Here is a 21,167-nt window from a genome sequence, read left to right as displayed (position 1 = left end):
TGGTGGTCGTTACTGGGATCGAACCAGTGACCCCCTCCTTGTAAGGGAGGTGCTCTCCCAGCTGAGCTAAACGACCTGGGAATTCTTGTGGCCAGATTGGTGGGTCGTGTAGGGATCGAACCTACGACCAATTGATTAAGAGTCAACTGCTCTACCGACTGAGCTAACGACCCACACCGACTTGCCTGGCACACTGCTTGCCTTGGCAAACAGTTTAAAACTGGTGGTCGCTACTGGGATCGAACCAGTGACCCCCTCCTTGTAAGGGAGGTGCTCTCCCAGCTGAGCTAAGCGACCAGGGAATGCTGTCTCCACCTGGTGGAGAGAATGGTGGGTCGTGCTGGATTCGAACCAGCGACCAATTGATTAAAAGTCAACTGCTCTACCGACTGAGCTAACGACCCTCACCACGACCAGGACCGACTGCAATACTGCACCGGCTCTGACGGCGGCCTATATTACGGATTTATCATCCTGGCGCAATAGAAAAATCTTAAATTCAATCTGTTTGTTCATTGCGCATACAAAGCGGGACTGTATTTACAAGACTGTTACGAAAACAGTGACATGCAGCAATGTTACAGCTTGCTCAAACTCTGCTTGGCCAGTTGGGCCGGCGAGGTGTTCGGGTAACCCTTGATCACCTGCTCATAGAAGTTCTTCGCTTCCGCCTTCTTGCCGTCAAGCTGTGCCAGCATGCCCAGCTTCAACAGCGCATCGGCTCGCTTGGGCGACTTGCTGAACTTGGTTGCCACCGTGGTGAACTGGGCAGCAGCGCCGGTCCGGTCACCCTTGTTGAACAACAGCTGACCCAGCCAGTAATGGGCATTGGGGACATAGCTCGAGCTTGGATACTGTTTGATGAACCCTTCGAAGGCGGGGATGGCCTTGTCGTAGTTCTTCTCCTTGAGCACCATGTTCACGGCCGCATCATAGGCCTGGTTCTCATTCAGGTTGGTCGAGTAGTTGGCCGCAGCTGCCGGTGTCGCGCTCGCAGCGGCGGCTGCCGGGGCTGCTGGCGTAGCAGCAGGCTGGCTGTTGGCTACCTTGTCGAGCTCCTGATAGAGCTGACGCTGACGCTCTTGCGACTGTTCCATCTGGTAGGTCTGCTGTTCCAGCTGACCGCGCAGCTCGGAGACCTCCCCCTGCAGGGAGTCGACCTGCTGCTGCAATTCGGCTTGCAACCGCAGACGGGCATTGAGGGTGCGTTCCAGCAGGGCAACCCTGTCTTCCAGGCTGCCGGTGGGCACGATGGCGCCGTTGTTGCCGCTAAGGACAACACCACCACCCGAGTCACCGCTCAGATCGCTGACGGGAGCCGCCGCCTGCGCATTCAGAGCACCCAATACGGCCAGCGCAACAACAGCTTGCTTGTACACAGATTTCATTCGGATCAAACCTTAGCGTTTAGGGCAAATAAAACGGCCAGCGCCATCGTCGCTCGCTTATGCAGATTTCATTCGGATCAAACCTTGGCGTTTAGTGCAAATAAAACGGCCATCGAAATGGCCGCTTGCATATAAACGAACTTTGTTCGGTTTAAACCTTAGTAAACCAGAACCGCACGGCGGTTTTTGGCAAAGGCATCCTCGGTGTGGGACATGTCCAGCGGCTTCTCTTCGCCATAGCTGACGATGGAGAGCTGCTCGGCCTGCACACCCAGGGTTTGCAGATACTTGGCAACGGCCTTGGCACGACGCTCGCCCAGGGCGATGTTGTACTCCGGAGTACCGCGCTCGTCGGCGTGACCTTCGATCAGGACTTTCACGCTCGGGCGCTCGCGCAGGTAGCTGGCGTGGGCATCCAGCAGATCAGCGTACTGACCCTGGATATCGTAACCGTCGAACGGGAAGTAGATCACGTTGTCACGTTGCAGCGCTTCGAACTTCTGACGCATCTGCTCTTCCGGGGACAACATGCCGTTGGCGCCGCCGGTTTGTACACCGCCCATGCCGTCGGTCATACCTGATTCAGCGCCAGCGGCGTCAGAATCAGAAGAAGAGCTACAAGCGGCCAGGGTGAACAGTGGCAGTGCGATGGCCAAACCCTTGAGCAGTTTATTGAGTTGCATGCTATTTCCTTAAACCTTTATAACAAAACAAAAAACAATTGGATTTTTATCAATTCAAGAAGGGCGACCAAGCTGGTGCACGAATTTCACCGCTACTGGTCGGAAGCACAGCCTTGAAGCGACCATCAGTCGACACCAACGCGAGACTCTTACGACCCTGATAGATGGTGGCATAAATGATCATGCTGCCATTGGGAGCCACACTTGGCGACTCATCCAGCGCACTCTGGGTAAGGACCAGCAGGGCATTGTTTTCCATGTCCTGACGGGCAATACGGTACTGCCCCTGAACACGAGTCACCATCACCATGATTTTGCCATCAGGAGTGATGGATGCGCCCTGGTTGGATTCACCTTCCCAAGTCATCCGGCGAGTCATACCAGTCGCCAAATTTACGCTATAAATCTGGGGTTTGCCACCACGTTCAGAGGTGAACAACAAATTTTGCCCGTCCGGCATCCAGGAGGGTTCGGTGTCGATCACCCGGCTGGTTGTGACGCGGGTCAGCTGCTTGCTAGCGACATCAACCACATAGAGGTTCGGTGAACCATCCTTGGAGAGAACGATAGCCAGACGACGACCATCCGGCGACCACTCAGGCGCACTGTTGATCCCGCGGAAACTGGTGATCAGGCTGCGTTGCTGGGTGTAGATGTCCTGCACATAGATCTCGGACTTCTGGTTCTCGAAACTCACGTAGGCCAGCTTGCTGCCATCCGGCGACCAGGCCGGGGACATCAGCGGCTCGCGGGAGCGCAGCAGGGTCTTCTCGTTGTAACCGTCGTAGTCGGCGATGCGCAGCTGATACGGGAACTGGGTGCCCTGCTGGACGGAGACATAAGCCAGGCGGGTCAGGAAGGCCCCACGCTCGCCGGTCAGGCGCTCATAGACGATGTCGGAGATGCGGTGAGCAAACTGACGCATCTGGGCACCCGGGATGGTCGCCATGCGGCTGTCCAGGATGTAGCCGTTGCTCTCGCCACCTTGCGCCTTGGCCAGCTGGCCCTTCAGCACGTCGACCAGCTCGAAGTTGATCTTGTAGGTACCGTCGCCGACAGCCGCAATGGAACCGACCACCACGGCCTCGACCCCTTGCGAAGCCCAGGGTGCGAAGTTGATTTCACCGCTGGTGCTCGGCGTCTGCGGCATCTGGCCACGAGCCAGCGGCTTGAACTTGCCGCTGCGCATCAGGTCGTTGGAGACCACTTCCGCGATGTCCTGCGGCAGCTGGCCATTGCCTTCCCACTTGAAGGGGGCGACCGCAATGGGTCGGGCACTGTCGATACCGCCAGTGATGACGATGTCCAAGGCCGCCTGGGCGCTCTGGCCCAGCAACAAACAGCCAACCAAAGCAAAAAACACTTTTCTTATCATGGCTTAAATACTCGGTTCCAAAAAAATGAGAGATTAACTTCCTTTCTCGGCAAGATGCTGCCAACCACGCTACACGATTTACCTTATCCAGGCCTTAGATGCTCGGTTCCAACTTGAGGTTGAACTCCTTCAACATCTCGAACGCCGCAGGATCCTTCGGCACCGGCAGTTGGTTGGCCTTCAATACGGCCGCCTTGCCGGAACGACATACCGCCGGGTCACCCTGGCCGTTATCTACCGAGATGACAAAGCCAGTGCTCGCAAGACGTACGCCGATAGTACATGTTTTGCCCCGCATGGTGGGATCCAAAATCATATATCGCTCAACAGTCGCCTTGATGAGTGCCGCGTATTTGTCGACCTCGCCCTGCGCTGCAGCAGATGCCGCCTGACTACGGGCATTGGCCTCAGCCGCCAGCTGCTGCTGCATCATGTCTTCCATCTCTTTTTGCAGCTTGGCCTCCTCGGCCGCCTTGCGCTTGCGCTCTGCGGCGATCTTGGCCTGCTTGTCGGCCTCCGCCTTGGCTTTCTTCTCTGCGTCAGCTTTTGCCTTCTTGGCGGCCTCTTCCTTGGCCTCCTTGGCTTTCTTGTCGGCTTCGGCCTTGGCCTTTTTCTCGGCCTCCGCCTTGGCTTTCTTGTCCGCTTCGGCCTTGGCTTTCTTCTCAGCCTCCTGCTTGGCCTTCTTCTCGGCTTCCGCCTTCTTGGCTGCGTCCGCCTTGGCCTGCTTCTCTTCGGCCTCTTTCTTCTCTTGTTCCTTTTTCTTCTTCAGCGCCAACGCCTTGCTCTCTTCTTCCGCGGCCTTGCGCTCGGCTTCCACCTTCTTGGCTTTCTGCTCTTCCAGCTTGCGGGCTTCCTCGGCCTTCTGGGCCTTCTCTTCCGCCTGCTTCTGCTCGGCTACCTTCTTCTGCTTTTCAGCCTCGGCCTTGCGGGTGGCCTCTTCGGCCTCCTTGCGCTTGGTCTCGGCGATACGCAGCCGCTCCTGCTGCTGGGCCAGCTCGCGCTTGGCGATGTCCGTGTCTTCCTTATCCTTCTCTTTCTCTACCTTCTGCGGCTTGGGCTGAGACTTCTGCTGCTGGATCTGCTTGGCCTGCTCGTTGAGGAAATTCTCGTCGAGCATGACGGCATTGACGATCTGCCCCTTCGACTCGGGTCGCTTCGGCTTGCTGAAATCGAGCCCGACAAACAGGATGATGCCGATGATCAGGTGCAGCAGAAGCGACGCGATGAGATAACCGGAAATACCACGCTTCACATCCATCTCCGTCAGTTCACCGGATCCGTCATCAGGCCGACCTGAGGCACACCCGCTTTCTTGAGGGCCACCATCAGCAGGATCACCTCTTCATAGCGCACCGACTTGTCGCCGGCGACCACCACGGGGGCGTTCTGGTTGATGGCCAGATAGCCCATGGCCTTCTCGGTGATGTATTGCTGCATCGCCTCGGGAGTACCGGCAGGCACCGGCTCGTCATCGGCCTCGCCGGCCTTGATGACGTACTCACCTTCGGTGTTGACGCTGACGATGAAGGGCGGCTTGGCATCTTCCGGCAACTGCTCGGATTCCGCCTGCGGCAGGTCAACCTTGACCCCTTGCGTGATCACGGGCGTCACCGCCATGAAGATGATAAGCAGCACCAGCATGACGTCGATATAGGGAACCACGTTGATCTCGGCCACCTTCTTGCGCCGGATCCGCTGATAGGTTTGCATTACTGATCACCCTGCTGCTGAGCAATTTGACGGTTCAGAATGGTGGTGAACTCGTCCATGAAGTTGGCGTAGGCGTTTTCCAGCCGCTCGACCTTGTTGGAGAAGCGGTTGTAGAAGATAACGGCCGGGATGGCGGCAAACAGACCCATGGCGGTGGCGATCAGCGCTTCCGCGATACCGGGTGCCACCATCTGCAGGGTGGCCTGCTGCACCTGACCCAGGGCGATAAAGGCGTTCATGATCCCCCAGACGGTACCAAACAGACCGATGTAGGGGCTGATGGAGCCGATGGTCGCCAGCACCGGCAGGTTGGATTCCAGTTCGTCCACGGCGCGGGAAAGGGAGACCCGCATGGCGCGGTAAGTACCGTCCATCACCGCATCCTGACCACGGGCACCGGCCTTGAGCAGACGGGCGTACTCCTTGAAGCCGGAGTAGAAGATGTCTTCCATGCCTTCGATGTCGTCGCGACGGGAGGAGGACTCCTGGTAGAGACGGTTCAGATCGACCCCGGACCAGAATCTGTCTTCAAATTGCTCCGATGCGAGATTGGCTGCCTTGATGGCCTTGGAACGCTGGATGATCAGCGCCCAGGAAACTACCGACATACCCATCAGGGTCATCATGACCAGTTTTACCAGCAGGCTGGCTTGCCAAAACAGGCCAATAAACGAAATTTCAGCGTGCACTTAACAGCACTCCCTTCACATTTTCAGGTATTGCAACAGGTTTCATATGCGGATGACTGACACAGGCTATCTGTACCATGGCCTGGGTGATCAGTCGTCCATCAGCCGCCAGTATCCGTTGTGAAAAACGCATGGAGGCGCGTTTCACTTCAGTCACTTGCGTTAATACAGTTAAAAGCTCATTAAATCGGGCCGCCGAGCGGAAATCGATCTCTGTTCGACTCACCACAAACGCGAACCCGTCGCGCAGCATGACATCCTGTTCGATGCCGCCGCAGCGCAGGAACTCGGTGCGAGCACGTTCCATAAACTTGAGATAATTGGCGTTGTAGACGATGCCCCCGGCATCGGTGTCTTCGTAGTAGACCCGTACCGGAAACTCAGAGACTTCCCCCATAACAATCTGTGATCCATTCGACAGTCAGATGGGGGGCTATCATAGCGCAGGGCTGAATAGGAAAGAAGCAGGGGGAAGCAGGGAAATCCTGCCTCCCCCCGTTTTTTATGAAAGGAAATAGCCTTGGGTCAACCAGAGCCCATATAACAAACTGGGCCAGGCGAGCCAGGGGCAAAACAGCACACGACCGATGAGGCTGCGGGGATGAAATCCCAGCCCGTGCATGACGCCACAACAGACCGCCCACATCAGCCAGGGCGCGAGCCAGAGCCCGTGTTCACTGGTATTGGCGGCCACCAGGTTGGGAGCCTGTAAAATGGCGACGGCCAGCAGGGCCGCCGCCAACAGCATCAACCCCTGCCAGGGTTGGCGCTCCAATGGAGCGGCCAACCGGGCGAGTCGATCACTTGTTCTCATCGATCTGGCGATCCATGTTCTCGGTGTGCTCCAGCCAGAGCGCATTGATGATGCCGAATGCGCAAGCCAGCAACAGACCCAGGATCCAGGTGAAATACCACATATCAGGGCACCTTCTTAGTAGAGCGATTGTTGGTTGTCTTCGATGTGCTTGCTGGTCACCCGGCCGAACATCTTGATGTAGGTCCACAGGGTATAACCCAGCACAATCGGTACGAAGATGGCAGCCGCCACCGTCATCACCTTGAGGGTGTTGAAGGAGGCAGTGGCATCCCACATGGTCAGGCTCAGTGACGGCTCAAGACTGGAAGGCATCACGAACGGGAACATGGAGAAGCCTGCAGTCAGGATCACGCCGGCAACCGCCAGGGAGGAGGTAGTGAACGCCAGCCAGCCCTTGTTCAGTTTGGCGAACAGCGCGGTCAGCAGGCTCATGGCCAGACCCAGCACAGGTGCTGCAACCATCCAGGGATAGAGGCTGTAGTTGTTCATCCAGGCTCCGGCCTGACGCACCACTTCCTTGTTCATCGGATTGGAAACGGCATCGGTCGCGGCCGCCTTGACCACCACATAGCCTTCCATGCCGCTGACCCAGAAACCGGCCAGACCGAACAGCACCAGCGTCAGCAGCGAGCAGATCATGGCGGCAGTGCGGGAGCGGGCCAGCACTTCACCGTCGGTCTTCATCATCAGCCAGGTCGCACCCTGAGTGACCAGCATGAACAGGCTCACCAGGCCGGCCAGCAGGCCGAACGGATTGAGCAGACCGAAGAAGTTGCCGTGATAGGTCAGCATCATGAACTGGTTGAAGTCGAACGGTACGCCCTGCAGCAGGTTGCCGAATGCCACGCCAAACACGATGGGCGGTACCGCACTGCCGACGAACAGTGCCCAGTCCCAGTTGCTGCGCCACTTGGCGTCTTCACGCAGGGAACGGTACTTGAAGCCGACCGGGCGGAAGAACAGGGCCATCAGCGTCAGGATCATGGCGATGTAGAAGCCGGAGAAGGCTGCGGCATAGACCATGGGCCAGGCGGCAAACAGGGCACCACCGGCAGTCACCAGCCATACCTGGTTGCCTTCCCAGTGCGGGCCCATGGTGTTGAGCATCACCCGACGCTCGACATCCTTCTTGCCGACGAAGGGGAGCAGTGCGCCCACCCCCATATCGAAGCCGTCGGTGATGGCGAAACCGATCAGCAAGACACCGACCAGCACCCACCAGACCAGACGCAACATTTCGTAATCAAACATGGGTTACTCTCCTTATGCCTTGCTCTGTTCGAAGTGGTACTTGCCCGTCTTCAGGCTGCTTGGGCCCAGACGCGCGTACTTGAACATCAGGTACATCTCGATGATCAGCAGTACGGTATAGAACAGGCAGATCCCGATCAGGGAGAACCAGATCTCGGACGCCGGCACATTGGATGCAGAGACGGAGGTCGGCAGCACTTCGGCGATGGTCCAGGGCTGACGGCCATACTCAGCGACGAACCAGCCACACTCGATGGCGATCCAGGGCAAGGGGATACCGTACAGCAACGCCTTGAGCAGCCATTTGCGCTCGCCGATCTTGTGACGGGTGCTGTCATAGAAGGCCAGACCGATCAGCAGCAGCATCAGCATGCCGCAGGCAACCATGATGCGGAAGGCGAAGAACAGCGGCGCAACCTGCGGGATGGAGTCATCCACGGCAGCCTTGATCTGTTCGTCGGTGGCATCGGTGACGTTGTTGGTGTAGCGCTTGAGCAGCAGACCGTAGCCCAGATCCTGCTTCACTTCATCGAAGCGGGCACGGGTATCGTCGGACTTGTCGCCGGATTGCAGCTTGGTCAACAGGTCGTAGGCGGTCATGCCGTTGCGCACGCGCAGCTCATGCTCGCTCTTCAGATCCTTGAGGCCGGTAACCTGGCCATCCAGGGAACGGGTGGCGATGATACCGAGCGCATAGGGGATCTTGATGGCGTAGTCGGTGCGCATCTCTTCCTGATTCGGAATGCCGAACAGGGTAAAGGAGGCAGGTGCCGGCTCGGTGTTCCACTCGGCCTCGATGGCCGCCAGTTTCACCTTCTGCACTTCACCGGTCTCGTAACCGGACTCGTCACCGAGGATCAGCACGGAGAGGATGGAAGCCATGCCGAAAGCGGCTGCGATGGCGAAGGAGCGACGGGCAAAGGCCACATCACGATTCTTCAGCAGGTAGTAGGAAGAGATACCCAGCACGAACATGGCGCCCGTGGTGTAGCCGGCCGCAACGGTATGCACGAACTTGACCTGAGCAACCGGGTTGAACACCAGCTCGGCGAAGCTCACCATCTCCATCCGCATGGATTCGAAGTTGAACTCGGCACCGACCGGGTTCTGCATCCAGCCGTTGGCCACCAGGATCCAGAGGGCGGAGAGGTTGGTCCCCAGCGCCATCAGCCAGGTCGCAGCCAGGTGCTGACGCTTGGAGAGACGATCCCAACCGAAGAAGAACATACCGACGAAGGTGGATTCCAGGAAGAAGGCCATCAAGCCTTCGATGGCCAGCGGGGCCCCGAAGATATCGCCGACGTAGTGGGAGTAGTAAGCCCAGTTGGTACCGAACTGAAACTCCATGGTCAGCCCTGTGGTGACCCCAAGGGCAAAGTTGATACCAAACAACTTGCCCCAGAACTTGGTCATGTCCCGGTAGACAGGGTTGTTGGTCATCACATAGACAGACTCCATGATCGCCAGAATGAAGGCCATTCCGAGCGTCAGGGGCACAAACAGGAAGTGATAAAGGGCCGTCGCAGCGAATTGGAACCGCGATAGGTCTACCACATGCTCAGCAATCATGATGTTTCCTCACCGATTATTGGCACGGCTATTTTAAGTTTTAAGGACAAAGCTTCCGTTGGAAGTCCCCGAATTATCGGTCATGTTCCAGTTTTGCACTGACGACCGGATTCGACTGCCACCACATTAACAACAAGGCAATAATAGGGAACAAAAAAAGCTAATGTTTAACAATTACAAAACAATCCAGCTTGCTTTATTCCCGCCCATAATGACCTGCGTTTTATATCACCTTTATTTGATTGAAATCAATGTAAAACCATCATGAATACATGCCTTTTAAAGGCACTTTCACGGCCGATTAGATTTATTTTAGAGAGCTGCGTCACAAAAAAACAAAGATCGCAAATCATTGATTTAAATCAAATTTATATTTATCACCAATTAGTAATGGTTCTGTTAAAAAACAACTGACAAGGTCGTTTTCATAATGTTTCCTGTGGCTGTGCTGGGCCCGAATAAAACTAATTAAAAACCACTAAAAGCGCATGTTCATGCTAATTCCACAAGCCGGCAAAATGATTAGTTAATCTAATCTGAGATAGGTAATTTTTCTTGTTTGTCCGAGTCCGATAGAGCTCCTACAATGCGCCTCGCAGTGAGGGCATACCCTTGGATACAGGCCGGTCAATCTGGGTTCCCGGTACGTATTCGATGAACATTTCGAACCTGTTTATTGGAATCAAAGATGAAAAAGTTTGTTGCTAAAACCATCCGTTACTACAAGCTTTCGTTCGTGCAGCTCTATCAAATGAACCGACTCTGAGGCCTCGCGACGGCTCCTCTGTTTTTTTACCGGTCTGTCTCCAGACGCACTCACTGTCTGTGAACATCCATCCTGAATTGTCTTTGCCCACCGCATCCGCAGTGGGCTTTTTTTTGCCCGGATAACAAAAAACCGCCTCTGGCGGCGGTTTTTTGTTCAATCAGCTATTTTCACCCTTCATCTGGCCGTTGCAGGCCAAAATGCGCATAAGCTCTTGGTGTCGCGATCCGCCCTCTGGGTGTACGTTGCAGATAGCCCTGCTGGATCAGATAAGGCTCGAGTACATCCTCGATAGTGTCCTTCTCCTCCCCGATGGCAGCCGCCAGGTTGTCGAGCCCCACCGGCCCGCCCAGAAACTTGTCTATCACAGCCAACAATAACTTACGGTCCATGAAGTCGAAGCCTTCATTATCCACGTCCAGCATGTCCATGGCTCGGGCCGCTATGGGTCCATCGATGCGGCCGTCAGATTTCACCTGGGCAAAATCGCGCACCCGGCGCAACAAACGGTTAGCAATTCGCGGCGTACCGCGCGAACGACGCGCCACCTCCAGCGCACCGTCTTCCGTCATGTCGAGCCCGAGGCAACGGGCGCTGCGCGCGACGATGTCGGTCAGATCCTTGACGTTGTAGAACTCGAGCCGTTGCACTATGCCAAAACGATCCCGCAGCGGACTGGTGAGAGAGCCAGCCCGGGTAGTGGCACCGATCAGGGTGAAGGGGGGCAGATCGAGCTTGATGGAACGGGCGGCTGGCCCCTCCCCGATCATGATGTCGAGCTGGTAATCCTCCATCGCCGGGTAGAGCACCTCCTCCACCACCGGACTGAGGCGGTGGATCTCGTCGATGAACAGCACGTCGTTTGGTTCGAGGTTGGTGAGCAGCGCCGCCAGATCACCGGCCTTCTCCAGCACCGGGCCGGAAGTGGTCTTGATGTTGACCCCCATCTCGTTGGCCACGATGTTGGCCAGCGTGGTCTTGCCAAGCCCCGGCGGGCCGAAGATCAGCAGGTGATCGAGCGCCTCGCCGCGCTGGCGCGCCGCCGCGATGAAGATCTCCATCTGCTCGCAGACGGGATCCTGACCGGTGTAATCGGCCAGCAGCTTGGGCCGGATGGCCCGATCGATGACTTCCTCTTCCCGCCCGCCGGAGGCGGAGATGAGACGATCCGCTTCAATCATTGTCTACCTCACACCAGGCTGCGCAGTGCTTCACGGATGATATCTTCCACCGACATGCCGTCGGCAGCGACCTTGCTGACGATCTGGCTGGCCTGCTGCGGCTTGTAGCCAAGCGCCACCAGCGCGCTGGCTGCCTCTTCGCTCGAATCCGGCGCCCGCAGGGCACTCTCTCTGGCAGGCAGGGTGATCTCGGCCGGCGAGAAGAGATCGTGACTGACCCAGCCCTTGAGCCGGTCCTTCATCTCCACCACCAGCCGCTCGGCGGTCTTCTTGCCCACTCCAGGCAACTTGACCAGGGAGCTGATCTCTTCGCGCTCGACGCTCAGCACGAACTGGGTGGCGGTCATGCCGGAGAGGATGGCCAGCGCCAGCTTGGGACCGACCCCGTTGGTCTTGATCAGTTCGCGAAACAGCGCCCGTTCCTGCTTGTGGTTGAAGCCATATAGCAGCTGGGCATCTTCCCGCACCACGAAGTGGGTGTGGATGGTCGCCTCCTTGCCGATCTCGGGCAGATCATAGAAGCAGCTCATGGGCATCTGTACCTCATAGCCCACACCCCCGACCTCCAGCAGTACCTCGGGGGGTTGTTTCTCAATGACTACGCCTCTCAAGCGACCAATCACGGCAATCTCCTCACCAAACCAGCTATCTGTAAATTGGCTCATAGCATAAAGAATAACTGGATAAGTATCCAGCATAGGGCGGTGAGGATCGGGGCGGATTCTCAGCACGTTTGCCCGTTGCCAGCCATGCTTGGATCCGGGCATGGCAACAACTTTATTTTTCATCGGGAATGGCGAATCCCCGCCATTGATAAAACACTGAATTGGGTTTGTTCGGAGCCAAGGAAGGTCCTGCATCATGAAAATTGTCACCACATCGAATCTCGGGCTGACCATTCTGCTCAGCTGCACGCTGGGGATGGGCATCGTCGGCTGGTATGGCAGCCAGCGACTGGCGGATCTGCTCTCCTATGTATTGGGCGCCGCCTGGCAGACTGCCGATGGCGCCATGGAAGGATCCATCGAGCTCGGCAACCAGTCGCTCTACATCCAGAAGATGCTCAGAGGCATGCCGCTCGACGAGCCGGAGCTGCAGCGCGCCAGAGCGGCCACCGCCGATGCCATGCGCCGGGTGGGGGAAGGCCGGTTGATCGACGCCACCGCCATCAGCGCGATGGATCAGCAGCATCTGGCCTATCAGCAGCAACAGGAGCAGTTGCTGGCACTCTACCGGGCCTTTACCAGCGTCGATCAGGCGCTGCGCGCCAGCTCGGAGCGCATGTCCCGCCTCTCGACCCAGCTTGAGGTGGTGGGGGACGGCGCGGTCGAGAGCCTGACCCAGTCGCCGGATCAGGCCATCAGCTGGAATGGCGGTCTGGCAACCCGCTGGCATGCTGCCGATGGCGGCATGGAGGCCAACATCGGCTTCCTGCGCCAGCTCTATGCGCTGGAGAAGATGCAGAGCGAGGGGCCGACTCCCGCCATCCAAGCCGAGATGAAGGAGGCAACCCGCTTCTATCAGGAAGCAGTCGACGCCATGCTCGGCAGCGGCATGTTTGATGTGCCAGGCGAAGGAGAATTTGCCGGCCAGTCGCTGGCAACCCAGTACCGCACCTTGCAAACCGAGGTGCAGCGGCTGATGGTGCAGTGGATGGCGGCTCTGAGCGAGTATCAGGGTCAACTGGTCAACTATGAACGCAGCGCCGACCAGCTCAAGCAGCAACTGGTCGAGGTCGAAGCCAAGGGGGACGCCACGGTCGAAGATCAGGTGAACCAGCTCAACAGCATCATCAGCCACACCAGGAACCTGCTGCTGGGGGGTCTGCTGTTGAGCCTGCTGCTCGTGACCCTGTGCGGCTTCTGGCTGGTGCGCACCATCGTCAAACCCCTGCTGCAGGTCAATCAACGCATGCAGGATATCGCAGCGGGAGAAGGCGACCTCAATGCCCGCATCAATCTCAAGCGCGACGACGAGATTGGCTCGCTGGCCGGCAGCGTAGATCGCTTCATAGAAAAACTGCAGAAGATGATCAGCTCCACCATGGACAATAACCAGCACATCAGCGAGCACGTCCACACCTCGGTCAACCGGGTCGAAGCCATCAGCCAGAGCAGTCGCCAGACCGCCGAACACGCCCAGGCACTGCACCACGACAGCGAGCAGATGGTCCAGGTCGCCACCTCCATCTCGGACAACTGCAGCCTGGCGGCACAAAACGCCAACGAGGTACGCCAGCTCACCGCCGAGAGCAGCCAATACGTGACCTCCGCCAGCAACGGCATGCAGCGGGTAGTGGTGGAAGTGGGCGAGTGCGCCAACGCCATCAATGCCCTCAAGGAGCAGGCCAGCCAGATTGGCCAGATCATCTCCACCATCAGCAGCATTTCGGAACAGACCAACCTGCTGGCGCTCAACGCCGCCATCGAGGCGGCCCGGGCCGGCGAAATGGGTCGCGGCTTTGCCGTGGTGGCCGACGAGGTGCGCACCCTGGCCAATCGCACCGCCTCTTCCAGTGCCGAAATAACCGAGGTGATCAACAACATCCAGCAACAGACCGAGAAAGCCTATCTGATGATGCAGCGCAATCTGAAGACTGTGGAATCCGGCATGGAAGACTCCGACAACACCAGGCAGATCCTGTTCAAGGTGGAAGAGGCCATCGACCATCTGGCGGACATGGTGCAACAGGTGGCGGATGCCACCGGCCAGCTCTCCCATACCCTCAGCCACACCTCGGACAAGGTCTCCGGCATCAGCCTGCAGGCCCAGACCGGCGAGCAGGAGGCGCAGGAGTGCCTGCAGCTCGCCTCCTCCCTGCATCAGGCCAGCCTGCTGCAACAGCGCCTGCTGTCGCAATTTCGGGTCTGACCAACGCGGGGGCTATGCCCCCGCTTTCTCCCATCGTACGAATTTAGCCCTTGGGCCGCAGGGTCCGGCCTGTTAAAATTCCGCTCTTGAAATTATCCAGGGCCCAGCCGCCCGTCTTAGCTAAGGTCTACCGCGATGCGTACCAGCCAATATCTGCTTTCCACTCTCAAGGAAACCCCGTCCGATGCCGAGATCGTCAGCCACCAGCTGATGCTGCGCGCCGGCATGATCCGCAAACTGGCCTCCGGCATGTATGCCTGGCTGCCGTCCGGTCTGCGGGTTCTGAAAAAAATCGAGAACATTGTTCGCGAAGAGATGAACAATGCTGGTGCCATCGAAGTCTCCATGCCGGTGGTGCAACCCGCCGAGCTGTGGCAGGAGTCCGGCCGCTGGGATGACTACGGTCCCGAGCTGTGCCGTCTGACCGACCGCCACAACCGTCCCTTCGTGCTGGGTCCGACCCACGAAGAGGTGATCACCTCGCTGGTGCGTTACGAAGTGAACAGCTACAAGCAGCTGCCGCTCAACCTCTACCAGATCCAGACCAAGTTCCGCGATGAAGTGCGTCCCCGCTTCGGCGTGATGCGTGGTCGCGAATTCCTGATGAAGGACGCCTACTCCTTCCACATCGACAAGGCTTCGCTGATCGAAACCTACGAGCGGATGCACGCCGCCTACTGCGCCGCCTTCACCCGCATGGGGCTGAACTTCCGTCCGGTGCAGGCCGATACCGGCTCCATCGGGGGTACTGGCTCCCACGAATTCCAGGTGCTGGCAGAGAGCGGTGAAGATCTGATCGCCTTCTCCGATACATCAGATTACGCCGCCAACATCGAGATGGCCGAAGCGCTGGCACCGGCTGGCGAGCGCCCTGCCGCCACCGCGGCCCTGACCAAGGTTGCCACCCCGGCCGTCCACACCATCATTGATGTGGCCGCCTTCCTGAACGTGGCGCCGAGCGCCATCGCCAAGACCCTGCTGGTGCTGGGCGAAGAGGACGAGCACGGCAAACAGGCCGTCATCGCCCTGGTCCTGCGTGGCGACCACGAGCTGAACGAAATCAAGGCCGAGAAGCTGCCGGGTGTTGCCAACCCGCTGACCTTCGCCAACGACGAGCAGATCAAGGCTGCCGCCGGTTGCGACGCAGGCTCCATCGGCCCGGTCGGCTTTGCCGGTCGCATCATCGCCGATCGCAGCGCCGCCCATCTGGCCGACTTCGTCTGTGGCGCCAACGAGACCGGCTTCCACCTGACCGGCGCCAACTGGGATCGCGACATCGCGACCTATGAAGTGGCCGACCTGCGCAATGTGGTAGAAGGCGACCCGAGCCCGTGCGGCCAGGGCAAGCTGCTGCTCAAGCGCGGCATCGAAGTGGGCCACATCTTCCAGCTGGGTACCAAGTACTCCGAAGCCATGAAGGCGAGCGTGCTGAACGAGGGCGGCAAGTCCGTCACCATGGAGATGGGTTGCTACGGTATCGGGGTTTCCCGTCTGGTGGCTGCCGCCATCGAGCAGAACAACGACCAGTACGGCATCATCTGGCCGGAAGCCATCGCCCCGTTCGAAGTGGCCATCGTGCCGATGAACATGCACAAATCCGAGCGTGTGGCCGAGCAGGCACAGCAGTTCTACACCGAGCTGAAAGCCGCCGGTGTGGATGTGCTGTTCGATGACCGTAAAGAGCGCCCGGGCGTGATGTTCGCCGACATGGAGCTGCTGGGTGTGCCGCACGCCATCGTCATCGGCGATCGCGGTCTGGACAACGGCGTGGTGGAGTACAAGTGCCGCCGCTCCGGCGAGAAGCAGGAAGTGGCGATCAGCGAGATCGTTGCCCTGCTCAAGGCCAAGCTGGGCCGTTAATTTCGCCCCTTGCCCCCATAAAAAAGCGCGCCAGATGGCGCGCTTTTTGTTTTCTGCCGCAGGGCAGAGGCGAGGCTGGCCACAACTAGTTGCGACCGATGAAGAGATCGGTCACATGGCAGCTGCTTCTGGCTTCCAGCGCATCCAGCATGTAGGCGGCGGCGTCTTCCGGGGTCATGAAGCCGCTGCTGTCCACATGATCCGAGTTGTCCCAGAATTCACTGCGGATCCCGCTCGGATAGAGGTTCACCAGCCGCAGCGGCGAGCCTTTCAGCTCGGCCCGCAACGACTCCAGAAAGCCGCGCATGCCCCATTTGGAGGCGCAGTAGAGACTCTCGTTGGCCTTGCCCACCTGGGCGGCGGAGGAGAGCACGTTGGCCAGCACACCGCCCTTGTCGCCGATGAGGCGCACCGTCTGCTGGGCCACCAGAATGGTGGAGATGAGGTTGCTCTCCACCACCCGGCGGATCTGCTCGGCGGTATAGACACCGACCGGGCCGAACTCGCCCACGCCGGCGCAGTGCAGCACCAGCTCGGGCAGGCCGCCCCACTCCACCGCGGCGGCAAATGCCACGTCCACTTCCTCGTGGTGTGCCAGATCGGCGGCGATGCCGATCACCGCCTTGCCGAGCAACTCCTCCTGCTCCTGCAGCCTCTGATAACGACGCCCCATCATGGAGACCTGATGACCGCGTTCAACCAGACCTATGGTGAGCGCCCGGCCCAGACCGGACCCCGCCCCCGTCACTATGATATGACCCATGCTCTTTCCTCGTCGGATGCCGCCATCGGGATGATGGGGCCATCGTCATCAGCCGTTGCCGGAATTAGAAGGTGAATTCGCCACCGATGAACCAGCCGTCGACCCGCTGGTCAACGCGATCGAAGTCCATGCTCGCATCACGCCAGCCGGCACGCACCTTGAGCGGTACGGTCGCGAACTTATAGGAGCCACCCAGACGGTAGTCGTAGTTGTCGGCATCCTGCACGCGGGCATCGCCGAAGGCGGCAAAGCCGGTACCCGGGATACGCACTTCGGCGCCGGTGTAGGCCATCAGCACGTCCTTGTCATAGGAGTAGTGCTGGGTGTTGAAATCACCATCGTAGCGACGACCGGTCAGACCCAGATCGATCTGGAACAGGTCGTTGTTGAACAGGCGATAGTAGAGGCTCAGGTCATACGCCATCAGATCGTTGTTGAGGGCGCCGCCGCTGGTACCGAAATCGGAGATCTCGAACTTGGCGTTGGGCAGCAGGATGATGCCGTGCTCCAGTTGCAGGTAGCCGCTCCAGTTGTAGTTCTCGTCGTAGCTGCCGTTGGCCCCGACACCGTTGATCTGGCCGCTGCCCTGAGCATTCCATACATCGGTACCGGCAGCGAAACGCCAGTCATCGGCAGCCATGGCTGCCTGGCTGAACAGGGCCAGTACGCAACCGGCAATCAAGGTCTTCTTCATCACGTCACTCTCTATCTATGGACTGGAAAGGCCATCATTTTACCCAGTGCGACGGGAATACACAGTGTAAAAAACTGAACAAGCGTCCATTAATGTCAGTGCTGCATACCTGCCATGGGTTCAATCGGCTTCACCGGCAGGCTCAACTCCAGCTTCTGGCCATCATCCATGGTCAATGTCAGCGGGAAAGGGGTGCCCTGGGAGAGCTCGCGCACCTCGAACAGCATGATGTGAAAGCTGCCGGGTTTGAGCGCCACTTCGCCCTTGGCCGGCACCTCTATGCTCTCGACCTGGCGCATCTTCATCACACCGTTCTCGTGCAAATGGGTGTGCAGTTCGGCGCGGCCCACCTCGGGCGAGGCGGCAGCCACCAGCTTGACCGGCTGATCGGCATCATTCTTCAGCACCAGAAAGGCGGCGGTGTTGGGCGAGCCCGGCGGCAGCAGGCGCACATAGCCGTCGACGGCCTCGACCTTGGCCAGGGCGGGAGCAGCCAGCCCCAGGGCCAGCAGGGAATAGAACGCACGTTTAAACATGGTTGAAATCCTTTTATGATGTTGTTAAACGCAGCAAAGATTACCGCAGCAGTAAGCTTTTGACAGCCAGCAATAACAAGGATTTAGACATGGACCCCATTATCATTGTCGAGCAGCAGGATGGCTTGCTCACCCTGACCCTCAATCGTCCCGACAAGCGCAATGCTCTCAATACCGCCATGTATCGTGCGCTCACCGACGCCTTGCGACAAGCGACGGAAGATGACGCCATCCACGCCCTGCTCATCCAGGGGCAGAGCGACTGCTTTACCGCCGGCAATGATCTGGCCGACTTCGTGGGGAAAGAGACCCTGGAGGCTGACGATCCCATCTTGCAGTTCCTCCACACCCTGGCCGACTTCCCGAAGCCGGTGATCGCCGCGGTCGGCGGTGCGGCAGTCGGCATCGGCACCACCCTGCTGCTGCACTGCGATCTGGTCTATCTGGCCGACAATGCCCGCCTGCAACTGCCCTTCGTCGAACTGGGGCTGGTGCCGGAGTTTGCCTCCAGCCTGCTGCTGCCGCGCAGCGTGGGTCACTTGAAGGCGGCGGAGCTGCTGCTGCTGGCCGAAGCCATCGATGCCGACGAGGCACTGCGGTTGGGGCTCGCCAACCGGGTGCTGGCGGCCGAAGACCTGCTCCCCTTTGCCCGGGAGCAGGGTTTGAAGCTGGCGGCCAAGGCGCCGAAGGCGCTGCAAAAGAGCAAGGCGCTGCTCAAGCAGGAGCTCAGGCAGGCGGTGCACTTCGTCATCGATCTGGAGGCGCGCGCCTTCTCCCTCGCCCTGCAGGGGGAAGAGGCACAAACGCGGATCGCCCAGCGCCTCAAAGGCCGTAAATGATCCTCAGTTGAGGCGAAAACGGCCGATCAGCTCGCAGCCCTGCACCTGATCCTGCAGCTGGATCAAGCGAGCGATGTCAGGATTGGGGTGGCGCTTGAGGAAAGAGAGCAGCGCCGCCCGACAGCAACCCAGTTCGCTGATGAGGGATTCGCACTCCTGGTTCGGGCACTGGGGCACCAACGCCGTCACCAGCTCGGAGGCCAGCTTGAGGTAGCGCAGCTCGTAGGCCGGCTCCTCCATGGCGCGCCAGAAATCGGCCAGCCGGTGGCAGGTCGCCACCCGCATGCTGGCCAACTCGTCCAGCTCACCGTCACTCAGTTCGTATACCTCGGCGAGGGCCTGCTGATAGAGGCAGATGGCGGTGCCGAGCGCGCCCGCGCCCAGTGCGTTTTCAGCCTCCAGCATGTAACGCTGCCAGATTTGATGGGTCATGCCGATCTCCCAAGTTGATGGGTGGGACTTTTATCATGCCCAGTTGAGAATGAATATCAACCCGATATTTCGTGCAGGTTTTGACCAGACAACGATGCTAGGCTTGGCCCCCATCCCCATATGACTTACCATGCCGATCCACCCTTCAGGACCCGCACTCTCCATGCTGCGACCCCGTTTACCCCAGGATCTGGGCTGCTCGACCCTGTGCGTGCCCCGCCTGCTGGTCTGGACCTATTAGCTGCGCTCCTCGCGCCATCCACCCTATCCATTTGAACGAGGAGACAACCATGAAACCCTGCCAACACTGGTCGCAGGTCGAGTACCTGCACCTGACGGTGAGCAACCCCAATATCCACCTGAAGGGGTGCCACAGCTACTACTCCGGCGCCTGGGACGGCCCGTTTGAAGAGGCCGCCGTGCGCTATCTGCACGGCGACAGCTTCAGCCGCAACCCAGAGACCGGCTGGGAGCCGCTCTGGCACATCGATCAGCTGCATATCGGCGACTATGTGCAAATAGCCGCCGGGGTGAAGATCCTGATGGGCGGCAACCACACCCACAATGCCGACTTCATCAGCACCTATCCGTTTGCCGATCTCGATGCCCTCCAGCGCAGCTATCGCCCTGCCGGCGACACCCGCATCGGCAACGATGTCTGGATCGGCATGGACGCCATGATCATGCCGGGGGTCACCGTCGGCGACGGGGCCATCATAGCGGCGCGCGCCCTGGTCAATCAGGATGTGCCGCCCTATGCCATGGTGGCTGGTACCCCGGCCAAGGTTATCAGGATGCGCTTTGCTGAGGAGGAGATCGCCCGCTTGCAGGCGCTGGCCTGGTGGGAGTGGCCAGATGCCCAGGTGCAGGCCTTGCTGCCGCAGATCCAGCAAGGCGAAGTGGCCCTGCTGGAACAGGCCGCCGCGCACTGGCAGCAGGCCCGGCAACCCTCATGACGAAGCGGGGGGCATAGGCCCCCCGCAATTGCTTTGATAGCGGCTATCCCCTCAGTTGCCGCTGCGCGACTGGTTGACCCGGCACTGCTTGCCGGGATAACCGGGCAGATCCGCCGCCTTGCTGCTGCACGCCAGCCGCTTGGCCTGATAGAGGCGATCCGCCAGATTGGCGCTGTCGACCGGCAGCCAGTCCATCTGCTGGCCGAGCCAGCTGGCCCAGGCAAACTCGACGAAGTAGACCTGCTCCCGCTTGTCGAAATAGCCCGCATCCTGCAGCAGCCCGGCCACCGTCCGGTAGGGGTAATCCGGCAGTTCGCCGATGTGGGCCGGCAGTTGCTGCGGCGTCAGTGCGCCGCCCTTTTCATCCTTGAGCCAGGCCCAGTGGTTGCACTGCATCTGGCTCCAGAAGTTCTCCTTGTCCTGCAACCTGGCGATCACCTTGACCCGCACCTGCTTCACGCCAGACTGCCACAGCGCCTTGGTCAGATGGTGCCTGTCCACCAGCCAGTAACCGCCATCGGGCGCAATGACGATGGGGATCTCTTTCTTTTTCATCAACTTGTCGAGCTGCTTTGCACTCTTGCCCGCCAGTTCGGCCTGGGTGTTGTCGACCTGGATCTGGCCCACGCCACCCTGGGTCGGATGCAGTTGATCTATGTTCACCTCGCACCAGCTGCCAACCTGGCTCTCGCGCTCACACGGCGCCAGCGCCCAGGCCCCCTGACTGATGGCCAGGGCCAACAGGATCCATGTTCTCATTGCTCACTCCTCTGCCCGAATGGCGGGT

Annotated in this window: 22 protein-coding genes and 4 tRNA genes; 4 read left to right on the top strand and 22 right to left on the bottom strand. The window is 59.1% G+C overall.

Features of this window, described 5'->3' with window-relative positions; genetic code table 11:
• The 17 genes from OKC44_RS15555 to ruvA all read right to left on the bottom strand — a co-directional run bounded on the left by OKC44_RS15555 (position 1) and on the right by ruvA (position 12,052).
• Positions 1-76: transfer RNA gene (locus OKC44_RS15555), tRNA-Val, on the bottom strand.
• A 21-nt stretch (positions 77-97) separates the two neighbouring features.
• Positions 98-173: transfer RNA gene (locus OKC44_RS15550), tRNA-Lys, on the bottom strand.
• 48 nt (positions 174-221) lie between these two features.
• A tRNA-Val gene (locus OKC44_RS15545) sits at positions 222-297 on the bottom strand.
• Positions 298-328: 31 nt separating this feature from the next.
• Positions 329-404, bottom strand: a tRNA-Lys gene (locus tag OKC44_RS15540).
• Positions 405-578: 174 nt separating this feature from the next.
• A complete protein-coding gene (ybgF, locus tag OKC44_RS15535; protein ID WP_270813911.1) occupies positions 579-1,388 on the bottom strand; it encodes a tol-pal system protein YbgF in 810 nt (269 codons plus the stop codon).
• Between the two features lie 158 nt (positions 1,389-1,546).
• Positions 1,547-2,071, bottom strand: a complete 525-nt coding sequence (gene pal / locus OKC44_RS15530; protein ID WP_005304908.1) for a peptidoglycan-associated lipoprotein Pal — start codon at positions 2,069-2,071, stop codon at positions 1,547-1,549.
• Between the two features lie 49 nt (positions 2,072-2,120).
• Positions 2,121-3,446: a Tol-Pal system beta propeller repeat protein TolB gene (gene tolB / locus OKC44_RS15525; RefSeq protein ID WP_270813908.1), complete on the bottom strand. Its 1,326-nt coding sequence runs from the start codon at positions 3,444-3,446 to the stop codon at positions 2,121-2,123.
• Between the two features lie 94 nt (positions 3,447-3,540).
• Positions 3,541-4,704 carry a cell envelope integrity protein TolA gene (gene tolA, locus OKC44_RS15520; RefSeq protein ID WP_011707364.1) on the bottom strand — a complete coding sequence of 388 codons (1,164 nt, stop codon included), beginning with the start codon at positions 4,702-4,704 and terminating at the stop codon, positions 3,541-3,543.
• 5 nt (positions 4,705-4,709) lie between these two features.
• Positions 4,710-5,156 (bottom strand): protein TolR, encoded by a 447-nt coding sequence (gene tolR / locus OKC44_RS15515; RefSeq protein WP_011707365.1) that lies wholly within the window; start codon positions 5,154-5,156, stop codon positions 4,710-4,712.
• A complete protein-coding gene (gene tolQ / locus OKC44_RS15510; protein ID WP_011707366.1) occupies positions 5,156-5,845 on the bottom strand; it encodes a protein TolQ in 690 nt (229 codons plus the stop codon). The genes tolR and tolQ overlap by 1 nt, the downstream gene beginning before the upstream one ends.
• Positions 5,835-6,242, bottom strand: a complete 408-nt coding sequence (gene ybgC / locus OKC44_RS15505; protein ID WP_011707367.1) for a tol-pal system-associated acyl-CoA thioesterase — start codon at positions 6,240-6,242, stop codon at positions 5,835-5,837. The genes tolQ and ybgC overlap by 11 nt, the downstream gene beginning before the upstream one ends.
• Before the next feature lie 105 nt (positions 6,243-6,347).
• The gene (locus OKC44_RS15500) at positions 6,348-6,659 is read right to left on the bottom strand and encodes a cyd operon YbgE family protein (protein WP_039213707.1); all 312 of its coding nucleotides are present in this window, start codon (positions 6,657-6,659) and stop codon (positions 6,348-6,350) included.
• Positions 6,646-6,762 (bottom strand): cytochrome bd-I oxidase subunit CydX, encoded by a 117-nt coding sequence (gene cydX / locus OKC44_RS15495; RefSeq protein ID WP_005304933.1) that lies wholly within the window; start codon positions 6,760-6,762, stop codon positions 6,646-6,648. The genes OKC44_RS15500 and cydX overlap by 14 nt, the downstream gene beginning before the upstream one ends.
• Before the next feature lie 14 nt (positions 6,763-6,776).
• Positions 6,777-7,913, bottom strand: a complete 1,137-nt coding sequence (gene cydB, locus OKC44_RS15490; RefSeq protein WP_011707369.1) for a cytochrome d ubiquinol oxidase subunit II — start codon at positions 7,911-7,913, stop codon at positions 6,777-6,779.
• 12 nt (positions 7,914-7,925) lie between these two features.
• On the bottom strand, positions 7,926-9,482 hold the full coding sequence (gene cydA / locus OKC44_RS15485; RefSeq protein WP_011707370.1) for a cytochrome ubiquinol oxidase subunit I: 1,557 nt from the start codon (positions 9,480-9,482) through the stop codon (positions 7,926-7,928).
• Positions 9,483-10,418: 936 nt separating this feature from the next.
• Positions 10,419-11,429: a Holliday junction branch migration DNA helicase RuvB gene (gene ruvB / locus OKC44_RS15480; protein WP_011707371.1), complete on the bottom strand. Its 1,011-nt coding sequence runs from the start codon at positions 11,427-11,429 to the stop codon at positions 10,419-10,421.
• Between the two features lie 8 nt (positions 11,430-11,437).
• A complete protein-coding gene (gene ruvA / locus OKC44_RS15475; RefSeq protein ID WP_011707372.1) occupies positions 11,438-12,052 on the bottom strand; it encodes a Holliday junction branch migration protein RuvA in 615 nt (204 codons plus the stop codon).
• A 238-nt stretch (positions 12,053-12,290) separates the two neighbouring features.
• On the opposite strand from ruvA, the gene OKC44_RS15470 reads away from it, so the two are divergent.
• Together OKC44_RS15470 and OKC44_RS15465 are read left to right on the top strand one after the other, a co-directional pair.
• Entirely contained in the window at positions 12,291-14,300 is a 2,010-nt protein-coding gene (locus OKC44_RS15470; protein ID WP_270813903.1) for a methyl-accepting chemotaxis protein, read from the top strand.
• A gap of 135 nt (positions 14,301-14,435) precedes the next feature.
• The gene (locus OKC44_RS15465; RefSeq protein ID WP_270813900.1) at positions 14,436-16,160 is read left to right on the top strand and encodes a proline--tRNA ligase; all 1,725 of its coding nucleotides are present in this window, start codon (positions 14,436-14,438) and stop codon (positions 16,158-16,160) included.
• An 85-nt stretch (positions 16,161-16,245) separates the two neighbouring features.
• On the opposite strand, the gene OKC44_RS15460 is transcribed toward OKC44_RS15465, so the two are convergent.
• From OKC44_RS15460 to OKC44_RS15450, 3 genes are all read right to left on the bottom strand, one after another.
• Complete coding sequence (locus OKC44_RS15460; protein WP_011707375.1) at positions 16,246-16,923, bottom strand: SDR family oxidoreductase; 678 nt, start codon at positions 16,921-16,923, stop codon at positions 16,246-16,248.
• Between the two features lie 64 nt (positions 16,924-16,987).
• Positions 16,988-17,617: a TIGR04219 family outer membrane beta-barrel protein gene (locus tag OKC44_RS15455; protein WP_011707376.1), complete on the bottom strand. Its 630-nt coding sequence runs from the start codon at positions 17,615-17,617 to the stop codon at positions 16,988-16,990.
• A 95-nt stretch (positions 17,618-17,712) separates the two neighbouring features.
• A complete protein-coding gene (locus OKC44_RS15450) occupies positions 17,713-18,153 on the bottom strand; it encodes a copper chaperone PCu(A)C (protein WP_011707377.1) in 441 nt (146 codons plus the stop codon).
• An 89-nt stretch (positions 18,154-18,242) separates the two neighbouring features.
• Here OKC44_RS15450 and OKC44_RS15445 point away from each other — a divergent pair, with 89 nt between their 5' ends.
• Entirely contained in the window at positions 18,243-18,992 is a 750-nt protein-coding gene (locus tag OKC44_RS15445; protein WP_270813897.1) for an enoyl-CoA hydratase-related protein, read from the top strand.
• Positions 18,993-18,995: 3 nt separating this feature from the next.
• On the opposite strand, the gene OKC44_RS15440 is transcribed toward OKC44_RS15445, so the two are convergent.
• Positions 18,996-19,424, bottom strand: a complete 429-nt coding sequence (locus OKC44_RS15440; RefSeq protein ID WP_011707379.1) for a DUF2753 domain-containing protein — start codon at positions 19,422-19,424, stop codon at positions 18,996-18,998.
• 290 nt (positions 19,425-19,714) lie between these two features.
• On the opposite strand from OKC44_RS15440, the gene OKC44_RS15435 reads away from it, so the two are divergent.
• On the top strand, positions 19,715-20,380 hold the full coding sequence (locus tag OKC44_RS15435; protein ID WP_270813893.1) for a CatB-related O-acetyltransferase: 666 nt from the start codon (positions 19,715-19,717) through the stop codon (positions 20,378-20,380).
• 51 nt (positions 20,381-20,431) lie between these two features.
• Here the strand turns inward: OKC44_RS15435 and OKC44_RS15430 are convergent, their stop codons facing one another.
• Positions 20,432-21,139 carry a ParB-like protein gene (locus tag OKC44_RS15430; protein WP_011707381.1) on the bottom strand — a complete coding sequence of 236 codons (708 nt, stop codon included), beginning with the start codon at positions 21,137-21,139 and terminating at the stop codon, positions 20,432-20,434.
• Positions 21,140-21,167: the final 28 nt, after the last annotated feature.

The sequence above is a fragment of the Aeromonas sp. S41-2 genome, from assembly GCF_027705845.1.
In the GTDB taxonomy this organism is placed as follows: Bacteria; Pseudomonadota; Gammaproteobacteria; order Enterobacterales; family Aeromonadaceae; genus Aeromonas; species Aeromonas hydrophila.
This window is presented reverse-complemented; position numbering and strand designations above follow the sequence as displayed.

Coding starts and splice junctions, on each gene's coding strand:
- OKC44_RS15440 (WP_011707379.1), bottom strand. CDS start 19,424: ATGACCCATCAAATCTGGCAGCGTTACATGCTGGAGGCTGAAAACGCA.
- OKC44_RS15500 (WP_039213707.1), bottom strand. CDS start 6,659: ATGAGAACAAGTGATCGACTCGCCCGGTTGGCCGCTCCATTGGAGCGC.
- OKC44_RS15465 (WP_270813900.1), top strand. CDS start 14,436: ATGCGTACCAGCCAATATCTGCTTTCCACTCTCAAGGAAACCCCGTCC.
- ybgF (WP_270813911.1), bottom strand. CDS start 1,388: ATGAAATCTGTGTACAAGCAAGCTGTTGTTGCGCTGGCCGTATTGGGT.
- tolR (WP_011707365.1), bottom strand. CDS start 5,156: ATGCAAACCTATCAGCGGATCCGGCGCAAGAAGGTGGCCGAGATCAAC.
- ybgC (WP_011707367.1), bottom strand. CDS start 6,242: ATGGGGGAAGTCTCTGAGTTTCCGGTACGGGTCTACTACGAAGACACC.
- cydA (WP_011707370.1), bottom strand. CDS start 9,482: ATGATTGCTGAGCATGTGGTAGACCTATCGCGGTTCCAATTCGCTGCG.
- OKC44_RS15430 (WP_011707381.1), bottom strand. CDS start 21,139: ATGAGAACATGGATCCTGTTGGCCCTGGCCATCAGTCAGGGGGCCTGG.
- tolB (WP_270813908.1), bottom strand. CDS start 3,446: ATGATAAGAAAAGTGTTTTTTGCTTTGGTTGGCTGTTTGTTGCTGGGC.
- OKC44_RS15470 (WP_270813903.1), top strand. CDS start 12,291: ATGAAAATTGTCACCACATCGAATCTCGGGCTGACCATTCTGCTCAGC.
- OKC44_RS15450 (WP_011707377.1), bottom strand. CDS start 18,153: ATGTTTAAACGTGCGTTCTATTCCCTGCTGGCCCTGGGGCTGGCTGCT.
- OKC44_RS15460 (WP_011707375.1), bottom strand. CDS start 16,923: ATGGGTCATATCATAGTGACGGGGGCGGGGTCCGGTCTGGGCCGGGCG.
- tolA (WP_011707364.1), bottom strand. CDS start 4,704: ATGGATGTGAAGCGTGGTATTTCCGGTTATCTCATCGCGTCGCTTCTG.
- OKC44_RS15455 (WP_011707376.1), bottom strand. CDS start 17,617: ATGAAGAAGACCTTGATTGCCGGTTGCGTACTGGCCCTGTTCAGCCAG.
- OKC44_RS15445 (WP_270813897.1), top strand. CDS start 18,243: ATGGACCCCATTATCATTGTCGAGCAGCAGGATGGCTTGCTCACCCTG.
- cydX (WP_005304933.1), bottom strand. CDS start 6,762: ATGTGGTATTTCACCTGGATCCTGGGTCTGTTGCTGGCTTGCGCATTC.
- cydB (WP_011707369.1), bottom strand. CDS start 7,913: ATGTTTGATTACGAAATGTTGCGTCTGGTCTGGTGGGTGCTGGTCGGT.
- pal (WP_005304908.1), bottom strand. CDS start 2,071: ATGCAACTCAATAAACTGCTCAAGGGTTTGGCCATCGCACTGCCACTG.
- ruvB (WP_011707371.1), bottom strand. CDS start 11,429: ATGATTGAAGCGGATCGTCTCATCTCCGCCTCCGGCGGGCGGGAAGAG.
- OKC44_RS15435 (WP_270813893.1), top strand. CDS start 19,715: ATGAAACCCTGCCAACACTGGTCGCAGGTCGAGTACCTGCACCTGACG.